The following is a 16,515-nucleotide window of genomic DNA, read 5'->3' as shown; positions in this document are numbered from 1 at the left end:
CAGATGACTCGCTTGCGGGAATGAGCCGCCGCGCGCTTGGTGCCTGGGCGGTGAGCGGCGGCACCGCGCTGGCGGCCGGCCTGCCGCTGGCGCCTGCCGCCCAGGCGCAGACGCCGCCGCCCGAACCCACGCGCCTGGTCAGCGCCGGGGAGACGCTGCGCCCCGAAATCGTCGGCGACTTCGGCATCGTTGCCGCCGGGCGTCATTATGCGGTCGCCGCGGGCACGCAGATGCTGATGGCCGGCGGCAATGCGACGGACGCGGGCGTCGCTGCCGTCTTTGCCGCCGCCGTCACCGAAATCTCCCATTTCGGCTTCGGCGGCGAAGCGCCGACCATCATCTACGACAGCGGCGCCAGGAAAATATCGGTCATCAACGGGCAGGGGACCGCCCCCGCGCTCGCCACGCCTGACCGCTTCGCCAGCCTCGGCATGATCCCCGGCAACGGCCCCATGGGGGGCACCATTCCCGCCATGGTCGACGCGATGGCGCGAGCTCTGCAGCTCAACGGCACGATGACCCTCGACCAGGTCATGCAGCCGGCGATCCAGCTGGCCGATGGCTTCGTCATGTATAATTTCCTGGCGGAGGTGTTCGCCAGCCAGCAGAAGGCGACGGCCAAATACAAGACCGCCTATGACACCTATTATCCCGGCGGGGCGCTGCCCAGGGTTGGCGACATCTTCCGCCAGCCCAATCTCGCCCGCACGATGCGGACGATCGCGGCGGCGGACAAGGCCGCCTTCACTCGGACTAAGGATCGCAACGCCGCGATCCAGGCCGGGCGCGACGCTTTCTACAAGGGCGATATCGCCCGCACCATCGGCGCCGCGATGGAGGCGGATGGCGGCCTCATGCGCTATGCCGACATCGCCGCATATCAGAGCAAGGTGGAAGCGCCGCTGACCACTGACGTGTTCGGCTATACCGTCTGCAAGGGCGGCTTCTGGAGCCAGGGCCCGGCGCTGCTGATCGCGCTCAATATTGCGGAGGCGGCCGGCATCGCGGCGATGGAGCCGGGCGGCGAAGCTTATCTCCATACGCTTGCCGAGGCGATCAAGCTCGCCTTCGATGATCGCAACGCCTATTTCGGCGATCCCGACTTCGCGCGCGTGCCGGGCAAGGCTCTGCTGTCCAAGGCCTATGCCGCGCAGCGCGCCAAGCTGATCGGGGTCAAGGCTTCGCTCGACCATCGCTATGGCGACCCCTGGGCGATGGAAGGGGGAGAGCGCCCGACGCCCGCCTTCACGCCGCACATGCTCAAAAAGCCGCCGGTGCCCACCGCTGACACCACCGCGATCGAGGTGGTGGACCGGCACGGCAATCTCTTCAGCTGCACGCCCAGCTCGGGCTGGATGCTGGGCGGCGCCTATATCGCCGGCGACACCGGCGTGCCGATGAGCAACCGCATGACCGTGTTCGATCTCGATCCCGAAAGCCCCAATGTCCTGGCGCCGGGCAAGCGGCCGCGCACCACCCTCTCGCCCTCGTTGGTGATGAAGGACGGCGCGCCCTATCTCGCCATCGGCACGCCGGGCGGCGACAATCAGGACCAGCAGATCATGAACGTGTTGCTGCGCGTGCTCGCCTTCGGCCAGCCGCTCCAGGCCGCGATCGAGGCGCCGCGCATCAATTCCAGCCATTTCCATGGCTCCTTCGCGATCAAGAAGGATGAGCCGGGCGTGCTGGAGATCGAGGATCGGGTGCCCCAGGCGGTGCGCGATGGCCTGGCGGCGCGCGGGCACAAGCTGGACGTGCTCGGGCCGTTCGGCGTCTCCACCGGCATCGTCGCGGCGGGCGTCGTGCCCGAAACCGGCACCCTGCGCGGCGCAGCGGACGTCCGCCGCGAACGCTATGTCTTTGGTTGGTGAAGGGGGAAACGGCATGACATCATCGCTCAGGGCGCTCGCCTGCCTGTTGTGGATCGGCGCCATCGCGCCTGCCGTGGCACAGACCCAGCCCGCCAATCTCCCCCCTGCCAATCTCCCACCGCCTGGCGGTGAAAAGCCGATCGCCTTCGACGTGCATGAAGGCACGTCCATGGCGGTGTCGGCCTCGCCCGACGGCAAATGGCTGGCGGTCGACCTGCAGGGCAGCCTCTGGATCATCCCGGCCGCCGGTGGCAAGGCGAAGCGGATCACCGACTATTTCAATGATGCGCGCCAGCCCGTCTGGGCGCCCGATGGATCGCACCTCCTCTATTTCGCCTATCGCGACGGCGGCTATGATCTCTGGACGATCCGGCCCGACGGCAGCGACATGCGCAAGCTGACCGAAGGCGCCTATGACGATCGCGAGCCGGTCTATTCACCCGATGGCCGCACCATCGCCTTTTCCTCCGACCGTAGCGGCAATTACGACATCTGGATCATGGACGTCGCGACCGGCGCGCTGAAGCAGGTGAGCCGCGACCCGCGCGAGGACCGGCTGCCCAGCTGGTCGCCTGACGGCAGGCGTATCGCCTATGTCGGGGCGGAGGGCATGATGGGCGGCGCGCTTTATGCCACTGATCTCGCCACCGGCCGGGAAAGCCTGCTCCGCAAGGTGGATGGCAAGGCCGACGCCCCCGCCTTCGGCCCGGCCGGCCAACTCGCCTATGTCGTGCAGGACGCGTCGGGGAGCCACTTGTACATCGACGACCAGATGGTGAGCGGCACGGAAAATGTCTTTCCCTTTCGCGTCTCCTGGGGCGCGCGCGGCGACTATCATTATGTGTCGGACGGCCGGATCCGCCATGGCGGTTCGCGCAAGTCCACCGTCGATTTCGCCGCCACGCTCGAAGTCGTCCGCCCCGTCTATGCCCGCGCCAAGCGGGACTGGGATTCCACCCAGCCGCGCAAGGCGCTGGGCATCACGCACCCGCGCCTGTCGCCCGATGGCAGCCGCATCGCCTTCGTCGCGCTCGGCGATCTCTATGTCGTCTCTTCAAAGGGCGGAACGCCCGAAAACCTGACGAAGGACGCCGCGCTCGACGCCGATGCCGACTGGTCGCCCGACGGCCAGAGCATCGTCTTTTCCTCCGATCGCGTAGGCGGCCTGCCGCAATTGTTCATTAGGGACTTGAGGACCGGCAAGGACCGGCAACTGACCAGCATGGACACCCAGCCGCTCGGCGCGGCCTGGTCGCCCGATGGCAGGCAGATCGCCTTCATGGACGTCGATGGCCGCTGGGGTGTGGCGGGCGTGTGCGTCGTCGATGTCGCCACCGGCGCCGTGACTCGGCTTCAGACGTCGCTGGGACAGCCCGGCAGCCCCAGCTGGTCACCCGACGGCAAATATCTCGCGATCAGCCTGTCCTACAAATATTCCAACAGCTTCCGGGAAGGCACCAACCAAGTCTATGTCATCCCCGTCGATGGCAAGACCAAGCCCTTCTGGCAGGTCCCGCAGGAGAATATGTCGCTCGACACGCGCAGCGGCAGCGGCCCGGTCTGGTCGCCCGACGGGACGAAGATGGCGGGCATCTACGAAGGGCTGCTGAAAATCTGGTCGGTGGACGCGGACGCCAGGCCGATGGGTCCCGCCCGCGCCTACACGTCCGACATCGCCTTCTACCCGACCTGGAGCCGGGACGCGAAGACCATCCTCTTCCAGTCGAACGAGATGCTCAAGACGATCGACATGGAAACTGGCGTCATCACCGACGTGCCGATCGACCTCAGCTATCGCCTCGCCAAGCCCACGGGCCGCACCATCATCCATGTCGGCGCGCTGGTCGATTCGGTGCGCGACGTGACGCAGACGAACAAGGACATCGTGATCGACGGCAACCGGATCACCGCCATTCGCGATCATGATCCGGCGAAAAGCGATGCGGGCGCGCGCTATGTCGACGCCAGCGGCCTGACCGCCATCCCCGGCCTCATCGAATTTCACTCCCATATCCAGAAGGACTTCGGATCGAACCTCGAAAAGGCGTGGCTCGCCTATGGCATCACCACCGTGCGCGATCCGGGCACCCAAGTCTATGACGCGGTCGAGGATCGCGAGGCGGCGGAGGCGGGCGTGCGGATCAGCCCGCGCCTCTATACCGGCGGGCCCCTGCTCGAATGGCAGCGCGTCTATTACAAGATGGGTATCGCCGTCTCCAGCCCGGCGCATCTTGAACGCGAACTGGCCCGCGCTCGCGCGCTTAAATATGACATTCAGAAAAGCTATGTGCGCATGCCTGACATCTATCAGCGGCGCATTGTCGAGGCGGCGCACGCCATGGGCATTCCCGTGTCAGGCCATGAAATCTTCCCCGCCGCCTATTCCGGGGTCGACGGCACCGAACATATGGGCGCGACCAGCCGGCGCGGCTATTCGCCCAAGCAGGGGCCGGGCGGCATGGCCTATGAGGATGTGATCCAGCTGTTCGGGCAGAGCCGGCGGACGCTCACCCCCACCAATTTCGGGGCGCTGACCGGCTATCTGCAAAAGCATCCCGCCTATCGCGACGATCCGCGCGTCAAGCTGTACCCCAGCTGGGCGCGGGAAACCGTGACGAAGGATGATGACGCGATGGCGCGCATCGTCGGGCCGTTGCTGCAAGGCGGTCTCCTTTCCATGAAGAAGATGTATGATGCCGGCACCCAGGTGGTGGCGGGGACCGACACGATGATCGCCACCAATCTCCATGCGGAGATCGCCTCCTATGTGGATGGCGGCCTGACGCCGTTCCAGGCGCTGCAGACGGCGACGATCAATTCCGCCCGCGCGCTCAATCTCGACGCCGGCACGCTGGAGCCGGGCAAGCTCGCCGACATCGCGCTGATTGAGGGCGATCCGCGCGAGGACATCGCCAACACGTTCAAGGTGCGGACGGTGGTCGCGAACGGGGTCGTCCACCAGGTGGCGGACCTGATCGCCGCCGTGCAATAAGGAAAGCCGCCGGGGCGCGCAGGGAGTCCCGGCGGCCGATCGTCACGCCTTGAGGTCGAAGCGGTCGGCGTTCATCACCTTGGTCCAGGCGCGGGCGAAATCGGCGACGAACTTGTCGCCGGCGTCCGCCGCGGCATAGACTTCGGAGAGCGCACGCAGCTGCGAATTGGACCCGAACACCAGGTCGGTGCGCGTGGCGGTCCACCGTTCCTCGTCGCTCGCCCGGTCGGTGCCGACGAACACCTCGTCGCCGCGATCATCCACTTCCTTCCACGCCGTGCCCATGTCGAGCAGGTTGATGAAGAAGTCGTTGGTCAGTTGCCCCGGCCGATCCGTCAGCATGCCATGGGGCGTGCCGCCATGATTGGCGCCCAGCACGCGCAGCCCGCCGACCAGCACGACCATTTCGGGGGCGCTCAGGCCCAGCAGCTGGGCGCGATCCACCATCAGCTCCTCGGTCGGCACGTTGAAGCTGACCTGCAGATAATTACGGAAGCCATCGGCCTTAGGCTCCAGCGGCTCGAAGCTGTGGGCGTCGGTCTGGTCCTGCGACGCGTCGCCGCGGCCCGATGCGAAGGGCAGGCTGAGGTCATGGCCGGCTGCCTTCGCCGCCATCTCGACGCCGACATTGCCGCCCAGCACGATCAGGTCGGCGATGCTGACGCCGCCGCCGAAATCGCTCTGGATGCCTTCATAGACCGCCAGCACGCTCGCCAGCTCTTCGGGTTCGTTGACGTCCCAGTCCTTTTGCGGGGCCAGGCGGATGCGCGCGCCATTGGCGCCGCCGCGCTTGTCGGAGTCGCGATAGGTCGCGGCCGATGCCCAGGCGGTCTTGACGAGCTGGCTGATGCTGAGGCCACTCGCCGCGATCTTGTCCTTCAGCGTCGCGACATCGGCGTCGCTCAGCACCGGACCGGCAGGCACCGGGTCCTGCCAGATCAGGTCCTCTTCGGGCACGTCCGGCCCCAGATACCGGACCTTGGGCCCCATGTCGCGATGCGTCAGCTTGAACCAGGCGCGGGCGAAGGCGTCCGCGAACTGATCGGGATTTGCGTAGAAACGCTCGGCGATCTCCCGATATTTGGGATCCATCTTGAACGCCATGTCGGCGGTCGTCATCATCGTGGGCAACCGCTTGTCGGGGCTGTGCGCGCCGGGCGCCATGTCTTCCGGCTTCTGGTTGATGGGCTGCCACTGATGCGCGCCCGCCGGGCTCTTCACCAGCTCATAGTCATATTCGAGCAGCATGCGGAAATAGTTCATCGACCATTGGATCGGCGTCGGGGTCCAGGCGCCTTCCAGACCGCTGGTGATGGTATGGTCGCCGATGCCGCTTTCATGGCCGCTCTGCCAGCCCAGTCCCTGTTGCGCGATGTCCGCGCCCTCTGGCTCCGCGCCGACCAGCGACGCGTCGCCCGCCCCGTGGCATTTGCCGAATGTATGGCCGCCCGCGGTCAGCGCGAGCGTCTCTTCGTCGTTCATCCCCATCCGGGAGAATGTTTCGCGGATGTCGCGGGCCGACTGGATCGGGTCGGGCTTGCCGCCGGGCCCTTCGGGGTTGACGTAGATGAGGCCCATCTGGATCGCGGCGAGCGGGCTTTCGAGCGCGCGGCCCTCTTCCTCGTCGATGCGGGTCAGATTGCCTTCCTGGCCGACCCAGAATTCCTCCGTGCCCCAGTAAATGTCCTTTTCCGGCTCGAACACGTCCTCGCGCCCGCCGCCAAAGCCGAAGACGGGTCCGCCCATCGACTCGATGGCGACATTGCCCGCCAGGATCAGCAGGTCCGCCCAGCTCAGCTTGCGGCCATATTTCTGCTTGATCGGCCAGAGCAGGCGACGCGCCTTGTCCAGATTTGCGTTGTCGGGCCAGCTGTTGAGCGGCGCGAAGCGCTGCGTTCCCGACGATGCGCCGCCGCGCCCGTCGCCGGTGCGGTATGTGCCCGCGCTGTGCCACGCCATGCGGATGAAGAAAGGCCCATAATGGCCATAGTCCGCCGGCCACCAGGGCTGGCTGTCGGTCATCAGCGCGGTCAGGTCGCGCTTCACCGCGGCCAGGTCCAGCGTCTGGAATTCCTCGGCATAGTTGAAATCATCGCCCATCGGATTGCCGGTGCGGCCCTGCTGATGGAGGATGTCCAGCGACAATTGGTTGGGCCACCAGTCCCGGTTGGTGCGGCCCAGCAGGCTGCGCATCGCGGCGGGCTCCTTGCGAGGATCGCTCAGGGGGCTTCCACTCGTCCTTGCGTCCATGGATTGACTCCTCTCTCGGTCGGCCGCTCACTTGGGCGGCGCACGGGTTATACGCCCCCTTTCCACTATGGAAGAAATCGGAAAAACCGCTGACAGTGACAAGCGCAGGCGAACAGACGTTAGGATCGGCGGAGCTGGATCGGCGATGATCCGACGGATCAGTAATCATATCTTAGGATTATAGGCTAAACTATTCGACAATAAGGATTCAGGGCGCATGCACCAGACGTTGGAGGACGCCCGCCTGCGCAAGCTGGCGAGCTTCCACATCCTCGATACGCCGCCGGAGCGGGAATTCGACGCCTTGACCGCGTTGGCGCAGCGGCTGCTCGACTGTCCCATTGCGCTGGTATCGCTGGTGGATCAGGACCGCCAATGGTTCAAATCGGCCCAGGGCCTGGGCCAGGTGCGCGAAACGCCCCGCAGCCAGGCCTTTTGCGCGCACACCATCCATGAAGATGATGTGTTGCTGATCGAGGATGCCCGCGCCGATCCGCGCTTCGCCGATAATCCGCTCGTGCTGGGCAAACCCCATATCCGCTTCTATGCCGGCGTGCCGCTGCGCCCGCATCATGACGGCCATTCCGACACGCTGCCGGCCCTCGGCTCCTTCTGCGTCATCGACACCAAGCCCCGCCATCTCTCGTCGCGCGACTTGGCCACGCTGCGCGATCTTGCCGCGGTCGCCGAAAGCCTGCTGCGCGCGCACGCCACGGCGGAGGACGCGACATATCTCGCTGAACTGGCCGAGGAGCGCGCCGAGATACTCGATGGCCAGCACCGCCTGTTGCGCCAGGCGGAAAAGCTGGCCAGCATCGGTTCCTGGCGGCTTTCGCTCGACGATGGCGTGCTGCAATGGTCCGATCAGGTCTATGTCATCCATGGCCTGCCGATCGGCTCCACCCCTGGGCTGGAGGAAGCGCTTGGCTTCTACACGGCGGAGGAGGGGCGACTGATCCGAAAGCGCCTGCAGAAGGCTATGCGCACGGGCAAAGGGTTCGACTTCGAATCCGACATGATCGCTGCCGACGGTCGCCTGCGCCGTGTCCGCAGCATCGGCGAGATCGAGTTCCGGCATGAGCGGCCGGCCGCCATCATCGGCGTGTTCCAGGACGTGACCGACCGTCATCTGCGCGAGGAGGAACTGCGCCACAGCGCCAGCACCGACAGCCTGAGCGGCCTGCCCAATCGCGCCTGCTTCGAACAGCGCTTCGCCGAGATTTTGGCGGCATCGAAGTCGCAGCGCGAACCGGTGGCGCTGCTGCTGATGGACCTCGACGGGTTCAAGGCGGTCAATGACAGTTTCGGTCATGCCGCGGGCGACGAGATATTGAAGGCGATCGCGCAGCGAATGCGCGCAGGCTCCATGGCCAACGCCTTCCCGGCACGGCTGGGCGGCGACGAATTCGCCTTGCTGGTCACGCGCCCGCGCGACTGCGCGGAGCTGGGCACCTACGTCCAGCGGGTTCTGGATCAGCTTCAGGTGTCGATCACCCAGGATGGCGAGACGCGCGCCGTCTCCGCCACCGTCGGCGCCGCGCTGGCGGACGGGCCGGACGCCACGCAGATGGAACTGATGCGCCGCGCCGATCTGGCGCTGTATCAGGCCAAGCGGCACCTGCGCGGGTCGGGGCGGATCTTCGGCCTCGACACGCCGATCCTGCGCGCCAGCTCAGACGCGATCCAGGCCTAGGGCTGCAACCTTCTGCGCTGTTCGGGCCTGCGTGCAGCATATGGGTCTCGCCTCATCGCTGACGTTCGTCGCCGCCGCGGCTCATTTGATCGCGGTCGCTGGCGGTTGGGCGACTTCCGCGAAACTCTTTCTTGACAACCCCCTCTGATGTTTTCCAAATAACGCAATCAATGTCCAATATGTGGAATATTGGTATTAGGGAGGATGACCGGTGCGGTTGCGTTATGTGAAACTTGCGACAATTTCCTATGCGGCGCTGGCGGCTGTGACGCCGCTTGCCCTCGCCGCGCAGGAGGTCGCGCCCCAGGATCAGGCCGCGCAGGATGATGCGGTCGCCGACATCGTCGTCACCGGCATCCGCTCCAGCCTTCAGGGCGCGCTCAACGCCAAGCGCAACGCGCCCCAGGTGCTCGACGCCATCTCGGCCGAGGATATCGGCAAGTTCCCGGACAAGAATATCGGCGAAGCGCTCCAGCGCGTGACCGGCGTGCAGATTTCGCGCGCCGATGGCGAAGGCGCGGGCGTCACCATCCGCGGCGCCGATCCCAGCCTCAACCGCGTCGAAATCAACGGCACGACCGCGCTCTCGACCACGGTCGGCGGTGGCCGCGACGTCGATTTCCGCGACCTGCCGTCCGAATTCGTCAACCGGCTGGAAGTCGTGAAGTCCGCGACCGCCGACATGACCGAAGGCGGCGTCGGTGGCACCGTGCGCATCATCACGCGCCGGCCGTTCGACAATGGCGGCAAGCCCTATCTCGCCGGCTCCGCCCAGGCCATCTATGCCGACATTGGCGACCATATGGACCCGCGCCTCGCCATCATCGGCAGCGACACCTTCGCCGACGGCACGCTTGGCGTGCTGGTGTCGGGCACGTTCGAGAACCGCAATGTCGAAAGCCATCAGGCCCGCACCACCGGCTGGGTGCAGCTACGGGATCCCGATGGCGATCTCTACGACCTCAACGAGGATGGCGTCGGCGACTTCTTCCCCGACATTCCGCGCTATGTCATCAACCGCCTCGAAACGCGGCGCTATGCGCTGAACGGTATCCTGGAATGGCGCCCGAGCGACGACTTCAAGACCTATCTGGAAGCCAACTGGACCCGCTCCAACCAGTCGGTCACCTCGCAATATCTGCAGACCGGCACCAGCGGCGGCATCGTCGACACCGAAAACACGATCATCGGGCCGGACAATACGGTCCAGCATCTGGAAATGACCAACAATCCCGCGCTGGCGCAGACCAGTCAGCTGGGCGTTTCCTACCGCAACATCCTGGGCGACATTCGCCGCACCACCTATAATCTGGCGCTCGGCGCGGAATGGACCACGGGCAAGCTGACGCTGACGCCCAAAATCTCCTACGCCAAGGCCAAGGCCTATAATAACGAGATCAACGCCACCGCCGCGGTAACTGGCATGGACAGCCTGATCGTCGACTATGCCAATGGCCAGAATGCGCCCAACATCATCCTGCCCAATGATCCCACGACTCGCGCCGGCATCAACCAGCTGACCGTCCTGCGCCGCCCGCGCTACGACAATCAGACCGAAAAAATGGCCAAGCTCGATGCGGAATATAAGCCCGACGGCGGCGTCCTGACCTCGATCAAGATCGGCGGCCAGTATCGCGACCTCACCGTCACCAGCAAATTCTTCAATCGCTCGACGGTGCTCAACGGCTTTTCCGATCCGGCGGCGCAGGCGCAGATCAATGCTGCCCTCGGCTATGCGTCGCTCGGCAGCTCGCCCTTCTTCCACACCGGCGATCTCGGTTTCAACGACGGCTATCAGGCGTGGCTCAACATGACGCAGGGCGTCGCCAACGCGATCGGCGTGCCCGATCCGTTCGAGGAGGGCGGCTGCCCCACCCGCCCCGGCGGCACGTGCCAGGTCTTCACAGACACCTGGGAAGTGGGCGAGCGCAACATCGCCGGCTTTGCCCAGGCGTCCTTCGCCTTCGACGTGGGCGCCGTCCCCGTCAGCGGCGTGATCGGCGCACGCGTGGTGAACACGCAGGTCGATACCTCGGGCTATCTCAGCCAGGCCGGCGTCGTCTCGCCGGTCGCCTATGACAGCAAGAACACGGAATTCCTGCCCTCGCTCAACCTGAAGGCGGAACTCATCCCGAACAAGCTGATGGCGCGCGTCACCGCGACCGAAGTCATGGCCCGGCCCCTGCCGCAGCAGCTTGCGCCGCGCTTCACGCTCGATGTCGTCGGCCTCACCGGGTCGCGCGGCAATCCGGGGCTCGAGCCCTTCCGCGCGCGCCAATATGATGCGGGCCTCGAATATTATATCAACGCGACCAGCTTCGCGTCGGTCACTTATTTCCGCAAGGAAATCAGCAGCTTCATCCAGAACACGACCGAGGATTATACCGATCCCGCCACCGGCGTCACCTACACCATCACCGTGCCCACCAACGGCACGCAGAAGGTGACGATCAACGGCGTGGAAGCGGGCGCGCAAATCGCCTTCGACTTTATCGACGTACCGTTCCTCAAGCAGATGGGCGTAATCGCCAACTATACCTATTCGAAGGACAGCGGTTATGAAGGCGTGGACCGCTTCACTGGGGACTCCCTGCCGTTCCAGGGCCTTTCGCGCCACAGCTATAATATCTCGGCCTATTATGAGGATGATGTCGTCAGCCTGCGCGGCGCTTACAACTGGCGCTCCAAATATCTGATCAACGCGGCCGGTCGCGGCGGCAATCCGGAGTTTGGCGAAGCCTATGGCCAGCTTGACGCCTCGCTCAACATCACCGTGATGCCCGGCGTCTCCTTCTTCCTCGAAGGCGTCAACCTGCTCGACGCCACGCGCAAGGAAAATGCGAACAGCGTCTATCGCCGCACGATCATCGAAACCTTCGGTCGCCGCGTCTATGGCGGTGTCCGCCTGAAACTGTGATCGGCCTCACGCGCCGGACGATGCTCGCCGCGCTGGCTGCCACGCCAGTCGCGGCGCGCGCCACCGACACGAGGCTCTTTGGCGACGATTTCCGCCATGGCCTTGGCCAGTGGCGCCTGGAAGCCGCTTCGCCCCGCGCGCAGGTGGCGGCGCGAGATGGCGTGCTCGACATCGACACGCCCGCCGGCCTCACTCTCTGGTTCCACCAGCCGCTCTCCAGCCCTGTCGCCATCGACTATGATGTGCGCGCGGTGCAGGCGGGCGGGCCGCAGGACGCCGTCAGCGATGTCAACGCCTTCTGGATGGCGCAGGATCCCGCTATGCCGGACGGATCGGCTCTGGCGGGCAAGCGCAGCGGCGTCTTCGAGGAGTATGACAGCCTGCGCACCTATTATGTCGGCATTGGCGGCAACCGGAACAGCACCACGCGCATGCGCCGCTATGTCGGGCGCGCGGGCGACCGGCCGCTGCTCCCTGACCATGAACGGCTCGATCCCGCCGCCATGTTGACGCCCAATCGCTGGTTCCACCTGCGGCTCATCGCCGATGGCGGGCATATCGCGGTGGAGCGCGACGGCGAGACCCTGTTCGCCATGACGGATCGCCATCCCTATCGCCACGGCCATTTCGGCGTCCGCACGACCCAAAGCCACATCCAGCTACGCAATTTCTCGATCATCCGGCTGTAAGACCGGCGAAGGAGGGGACATGACCAGCCATTTCAGCATCGGCCGCCGCGACATGCTGCGCGCCAGCCTGCTCGGCAGCGCCGCCGCGCTGCTGCCGTCCCCCGCCAGCGCCGCGACGCCCCGGCCGCCGCAGACGCCGATCCGTTGGATCGATGAGGGCGCCCCGCCGCTCAGCCTCGGCCAGACATTCGGCGTGCCCTGGCCGCGCGGCGCTGTAAGGGCAGGGGCGCCGCTCAGCCTGCGCGGCGATGGCAAGCCCTTGCCCTCGCAGCATTGGACGCTTGCTACCTGGCCCGACGGCTCGCTCAAATGGTCCGCGCACGCGCTGCCAGCCGGCACGGACCAGCCCGGCGCGCTCGACGTCGTCCCCGGTCGCCCGCATTCGCCGGAAAGCCCGGTGCTGCTGCGCGAAGCCGCCGATGCGATCGACATCGTCAGCGGCGCCACGCGCTGGCGCATCCCGCGCAGCGGCGCGGTCGCCATCGCCGGCGCCTGGTCGGGCGATCGCCAGGTGATGGGGCCGCTCACCCTCGTCGCCAGCGTCGACGACGCGCCCGAACGGGGGCGCCGCGTCGCTCTCACCGGCCGGATCGACACAGTCACCATCGAACAGAAGGGGCCGGTCCGCGTCGTCGTCAAGATCGACGGGACGCATGAAGGCGCAGGGCGGCGCATGCTCCCCTTCACCCTGCGCCTCTATGCCTATGCCGGCGGCGATCATCTGCGCATCGTCCACAGCTTCATCTTCGATGGCGATCCGGCAAAGGATTTCGTCAGCAGCCTTGGCCTGGCCGCCGCCGTGCCGATGGCCGGCGAACCGCATGACCGGCATGTGCGCCTCGCGACGACGTCGGGCCATCTCTTCTCCGAAGCCGTGCGGCCGCTCACGGGCCTTCGCCGCGATCCCGGCGACGCCGTGCGCGCCGCGCAGATCGCCGGCCGCGCCGTGCCGATGGAGGCGATGGCCGACAGCGTCCGCCCGCTGCTGGATCGCATCCCGACCTGGAGCGACTTTTCGCTGCGGCAGCACAGCGCCGACGGCTTCGCGCTGGTGAAGCGCACCCAGCCGGGCCATGCCTGGATCGATGCGACCGCGGGCACGCGCGCGCTCGGCCTTGGCTATGTCGGCTCGCCCCAGGGCGGCGTCGCGCTCGCCGCGCGCTATTTCTGGCAGCGGCATCCGACGCAGATCGACATTCGCGATGCGGCGTCCGATCAGGCGCGGCTTGCCCTGTGGCTCTGGTCGCCCGATGCGCCGCCGATGGACATGCGCCCCTATCGCGGCGTGCTCGGCATGGAGGGCTATGACGCCCAGAATGAAGGGCTCGCCATCACCTATGAGGATTATGAACCCGGCTGGGACAGTGCGACCGGCACCGCCCGCACCAGCGAACTGACACTCTGGGCCTGCGCGGCGACGCCCAACGCCGACCGGCTCGCCGCCATGGCGCAGGCCAATGCCGTGCCGCCGCAGCTGATGGTCGAACCACGCCGCATCCACGCCGCGAACGTCTTCGGCCCTTGGAGCCTGCCCGATCGCTCCACCCCGATGAAGGCGCGGATCGAGGACCAGATCCGCAATCTCGCCGCCTTCTACGAGGCCGAAGTCGATCGTCGCCGCTGGTATGGCTTCTGGAACCATGGCGACGTCATGCACACCTATGACGCGGATCGGCACCAGTGGCGCTACGATATTGGCGGCTTCGCCTGGGATAATAGCGAATTGTCGCCCGACCTGTGGCTGTGGCTCAGCGTCCTGCGAACCGGCGACGCGGGCCTGTTCCGCTTCGCCGAAGCCATGACGCGGCACACCGGCGAAGTGGATGTCTATCATCTCGGCCGCTTCAAGGGACTGGGCACGCGCCATGGCGTCCAGCATTGGAGCGACAGCAGCAAGCAGCCGCGCGTCTCCAACGCCATCTACCGCCGCATCTATTATTATCTCACCGCCGACGAACGCGTCGGCGATCTGATGCGCGACCTCATCCTGTCCGACCGGACGCTCGCTCATGTCGAAATCGGCCGCAAGGTGCCGGGGGCCGCGCGCAAGCCCTTGCCCGATGGCGTGATCGACATGACCTTCGGCACCACCTGGTGCGCGGTCGCCTCGTCCTGGCTCGCCGAATGGGAGCGGACGGGCGACCGCACATGGCGGGACCGGCTGCTCGCGGGCATGACCAGCATCGGCGGCCTCAAATATGGCTGGCTGGTGGGCAGCGCGCCCTTCGACCTGTCGACCGGCCGCTTCCTGGTGGCGGGCAACAGCATCGCCGTCTCGCATCTCAACGCCGTCTTCGGCGCGCTTGAACTCAATGCCGAACTGCTCGACCTGCTCGACGTGCCGACCTATCGCGCGGCCTGGCTCGACTATTGCCGCTGGTTCAATGCGCCCCGCGCGCAGTGGGAGGCCGCCTTTCCCTTCCCCTGGAAGGGACGCAACCTGCGCGAAGGCCATTCGCGCCTCACCGCCTATCTCGCGCATGAGACGCAGGATGCCGCCATGGCGCGCCGCGCCTGGGAGGAGTTCTTCTCCGGCGAGGCGGGTCTTGGCCTCTCGACCGGCGACCCGCGCGTCGCGCAGGATGGCTCCCGCTATCTCGGCCCCACCGTCGAATGGCCGAACGTCTCCACCAACGCGGCCGCCCAATGGGGGCTGGCCGCGATCGAAAATCTGGCGCTCATCCCCGACGCGCTGCCCGCGCAAGGCTGAAGAAGGACCTCTCGATGAAAAGCGGCATTTCGCTGATAACGCTCGCGGCGCTCGCCTGGACCGGCGCCGCCTTCGCCAAGCCGGTCAGGGAGTGGACCGACGCCACCACCGGGCATCGGATCGTCCAGATCACCAATGATCCCGCGGGCGCGGCCAGCCTCTATTTCCACCAGAACAGCTACACGCCCCAGGGCGACAAGATGGTCATCTCCACGCCCGATGGCATCAGCGTCGTGACGCTCGCCGACTGGAGCGTGACGCCGCTGGTCAAGGGCCGCGATCTGCAACTTCTCTTCACCGGACGCCGGACGCGCAGCGCCTATTATGCCAGCCGCCGCCGCGACGATGCGGGCGGGGCCACCACCATCTTCGCCGCCGACATCGACAGCGGCAGGACGCGCCGCATCGCCACGGTGGCAAAGGGCTCGATCGGCTCGATCAACGCGGACGAGACCCTGCTGCTCGGCCAATGGGCGGCCAGCGACCGGCCGCTGCAGCCCGACGGCACGAAGAAGGGCGGCGAGCCCGAGATCAAGCAGCAGTTCGGCCAGGCCAACTATGCCGCCACCGGCCCCGACGGCCAGCCGCTGACCTTCGCCGAAGCCAAGGAGGTGCGCCTCAACGAGCGGCTGGAGGCGAAGATACCGATGGAAATCTTCACCATCGACATTCGCACCGGCGAGCGAAAGGTCGTCGTCGCCTCGACCGACTGGCTCAACCATGTCCAGTTCTCGCCCACCGATCCCGGCCTCATCATGTATTGCCATGAAGGCCCCTGGCACAAGGTCGACCGGATCTGGACCATCCGCACCGACGGCACGGGCAAGCAGCTGGTCCACAAGCGCTTCATGAACATGGAAATCGCCGGGCATGAATTCTTCTCGCCCGACGGAAAATGGATCTGGTATGATCTCCAGACGCCGCGCGGCGAGGTCTTCTGGCTCGCGGGCTATGAACTCGCGACCGGCCGTCGCCGCTGGTATCATGTCGATCGCAACCTGTGGTCGGTCCATTACAACCAGGCGCCCGATCTTGCGCATTTCTCGGGCGACGGCGGCGACAGCGAAATGGTCGCCCACGCGCCCGACGGCAAATATCTCTATCGCTTCACGCCCCGCGACATCCCCGACGTCGCCGGCATCCACGCCGACAACGCCGCCGATCTGGTCGCGCCCGGCACCTTCGAAGCGGAAAAGATCGTAGACATGCGCCGCCACGACTATCGGCTGGAACCCAACATCACCTTCACCCCCGACGGCCAGTGGATGGTCTTCCGCTCCAACATGGACGGCAGCAACCAGGTCTACGCCGTCAAGGTGACGAAATAGGTGCGTGTCCCATGTCCCACATGATGGTGCGAGTTATATAAATGTGGCACACGCTTGTCATAGCC

Annotated in this window: 8 protein-coding genes; 7 read left to right on the top strand and 1 reads right to left on the bottom strand. The window is 66.1% G+C overall.

Annotated elements, in window-relative coordinates; translation table 11 throughout:
* The first annotated feature begins 20 nt into the window (after positions 1–20).
* Positions 21–1,871 (top strand): gamma-glutamyltransferase family protein, encoded by a 1,851-nt coding sequence (locus ACGGKE_RS15500; protein ID WP_394443116.1) that lies wholly within the window; start codon positions 21–23, stop codon positions 1,869–1,871.
* Positions 1,872–1,884: 13 nt separating this feature from the next.
* Positions 1,885–4,863 (top strand): LpqB family beta-propeller domain-containing protein, encoded by a 2,979-nt coding sequence (locus ACGGKE_RS15495; RefSeq protein WP_394442783.1) that lies wholly within the window; start codon positions 1,885–1,887, stop codon positions 4,861–4,863.
* A gap of 42 nt (positions 4,864–4,905) precedes the next feature.
* Here the strand turns inward: ACGGKE_RS15495 and katG are convergent, their stop codons facing one another.
* The gene (gene katG, locus ACGGKE_RS15490) at positions 4,906–7,113 is read right to left on the bottom strand and encodes a catalase/peroxidase HPI (RefSeq protein WP_394442780.1); all 2,208 of its coding nucleotides are present in this window, start codon (positions 7,111–7,113) and stop codon (positions 4,906–4,908) included.
* A 217-nt stretch (positions 7,114–7,330) separates the two neighbouring features.
* Here katG and ACGGKE_RS15485 point away from each other — a divergent pair, with 217 nt between their 5' ends.
* The 5 genes from ACGGKE_RS15485 (at position 7,331) to ACGGKE_RS15465 (ending at position 16,450) form a co-directional block, all read left to right on the top strand.
* The gene (locus ACGGKE_RS15485) at positions 7,331–8,806 is read left to right on the top strand and encodes a diguanylate cyclase domain-containing protein (RefSeq protein ID WP_394442777.1); all 1,476 of its coding nucleotides are present in this window, start codon (positions 7,331–7,333) and stop codon (positions 8,804–8,806) included.
* A 211-nt stretch (positions 8,807–9,017) separates the two neighbouring features.
* The gene (locus ACGGKE_RS15480) at positions 9,018–11,723 is read left to right on the top strand and encodes a TonB-dependent receptor (RefSeq protein ID WP_394442773.1); all 2,706 of its coding nucleotides are present in this window, start codon (positions 9,018–9,020) and stop codon (positions 11,721–11,723) included.
* A 20-nt stretch (positions 11,724–11,743) separates the two neighbouring features.
* Positions 11,744–12,412, top strand: coding sequence for a DUF6250 domain-containing protein (locus tag ACGGKE_RS15475; protein ID WP_394443114.1), 669 nt, complete (start codon positions 11,744–11,746; stop codon positions 12,410–12,412).
* A 19-nt stretch (positions 12,413–12,431) separates the two neighbouring features.
* Positions 12,432–15,122, top strand: a complete 2,691-nt coding sequence (locus ACGGKE_RS15470) for a Tat pathway signal sequence domain protein (RefSeq protein ID WP_394442770.1) — start codon at positions 12,432–12,434, stop codon at positions 15,120–15,122.
* Between the two features lie 14 nt (positions 15,123–15,136).
* Positions 15,137–16,450, top strand: coding sequence for an oligogalacturonate lyase family protein (locus tag ACGGKE_RS15465; protein ID WP_394442767.1), 1,314 nt, complete (start codon positions 15,137–15,139; stop codon positions 16,448–16,450).
* Positions 16,451–16,515: the final 65 nt, after the last annotated feature.

Origin of the sequence: Sphingobium naphthae (assembly GCF_043589935.1) — a bacterium.
In the GTDB taxonomy this organism is placed as follows: domain Bacteria; phylum Pseudomonadota; class Alphaproteobacteria; order Sphingomonadales; family Sphingomonadaceae; genus Sphingobium; species Sphingobium naphthae_A.
Note: the sequence above shows the minus strand (reverse complement) of the source record. Positions and strands in the feature narration are given on the sequence as shown.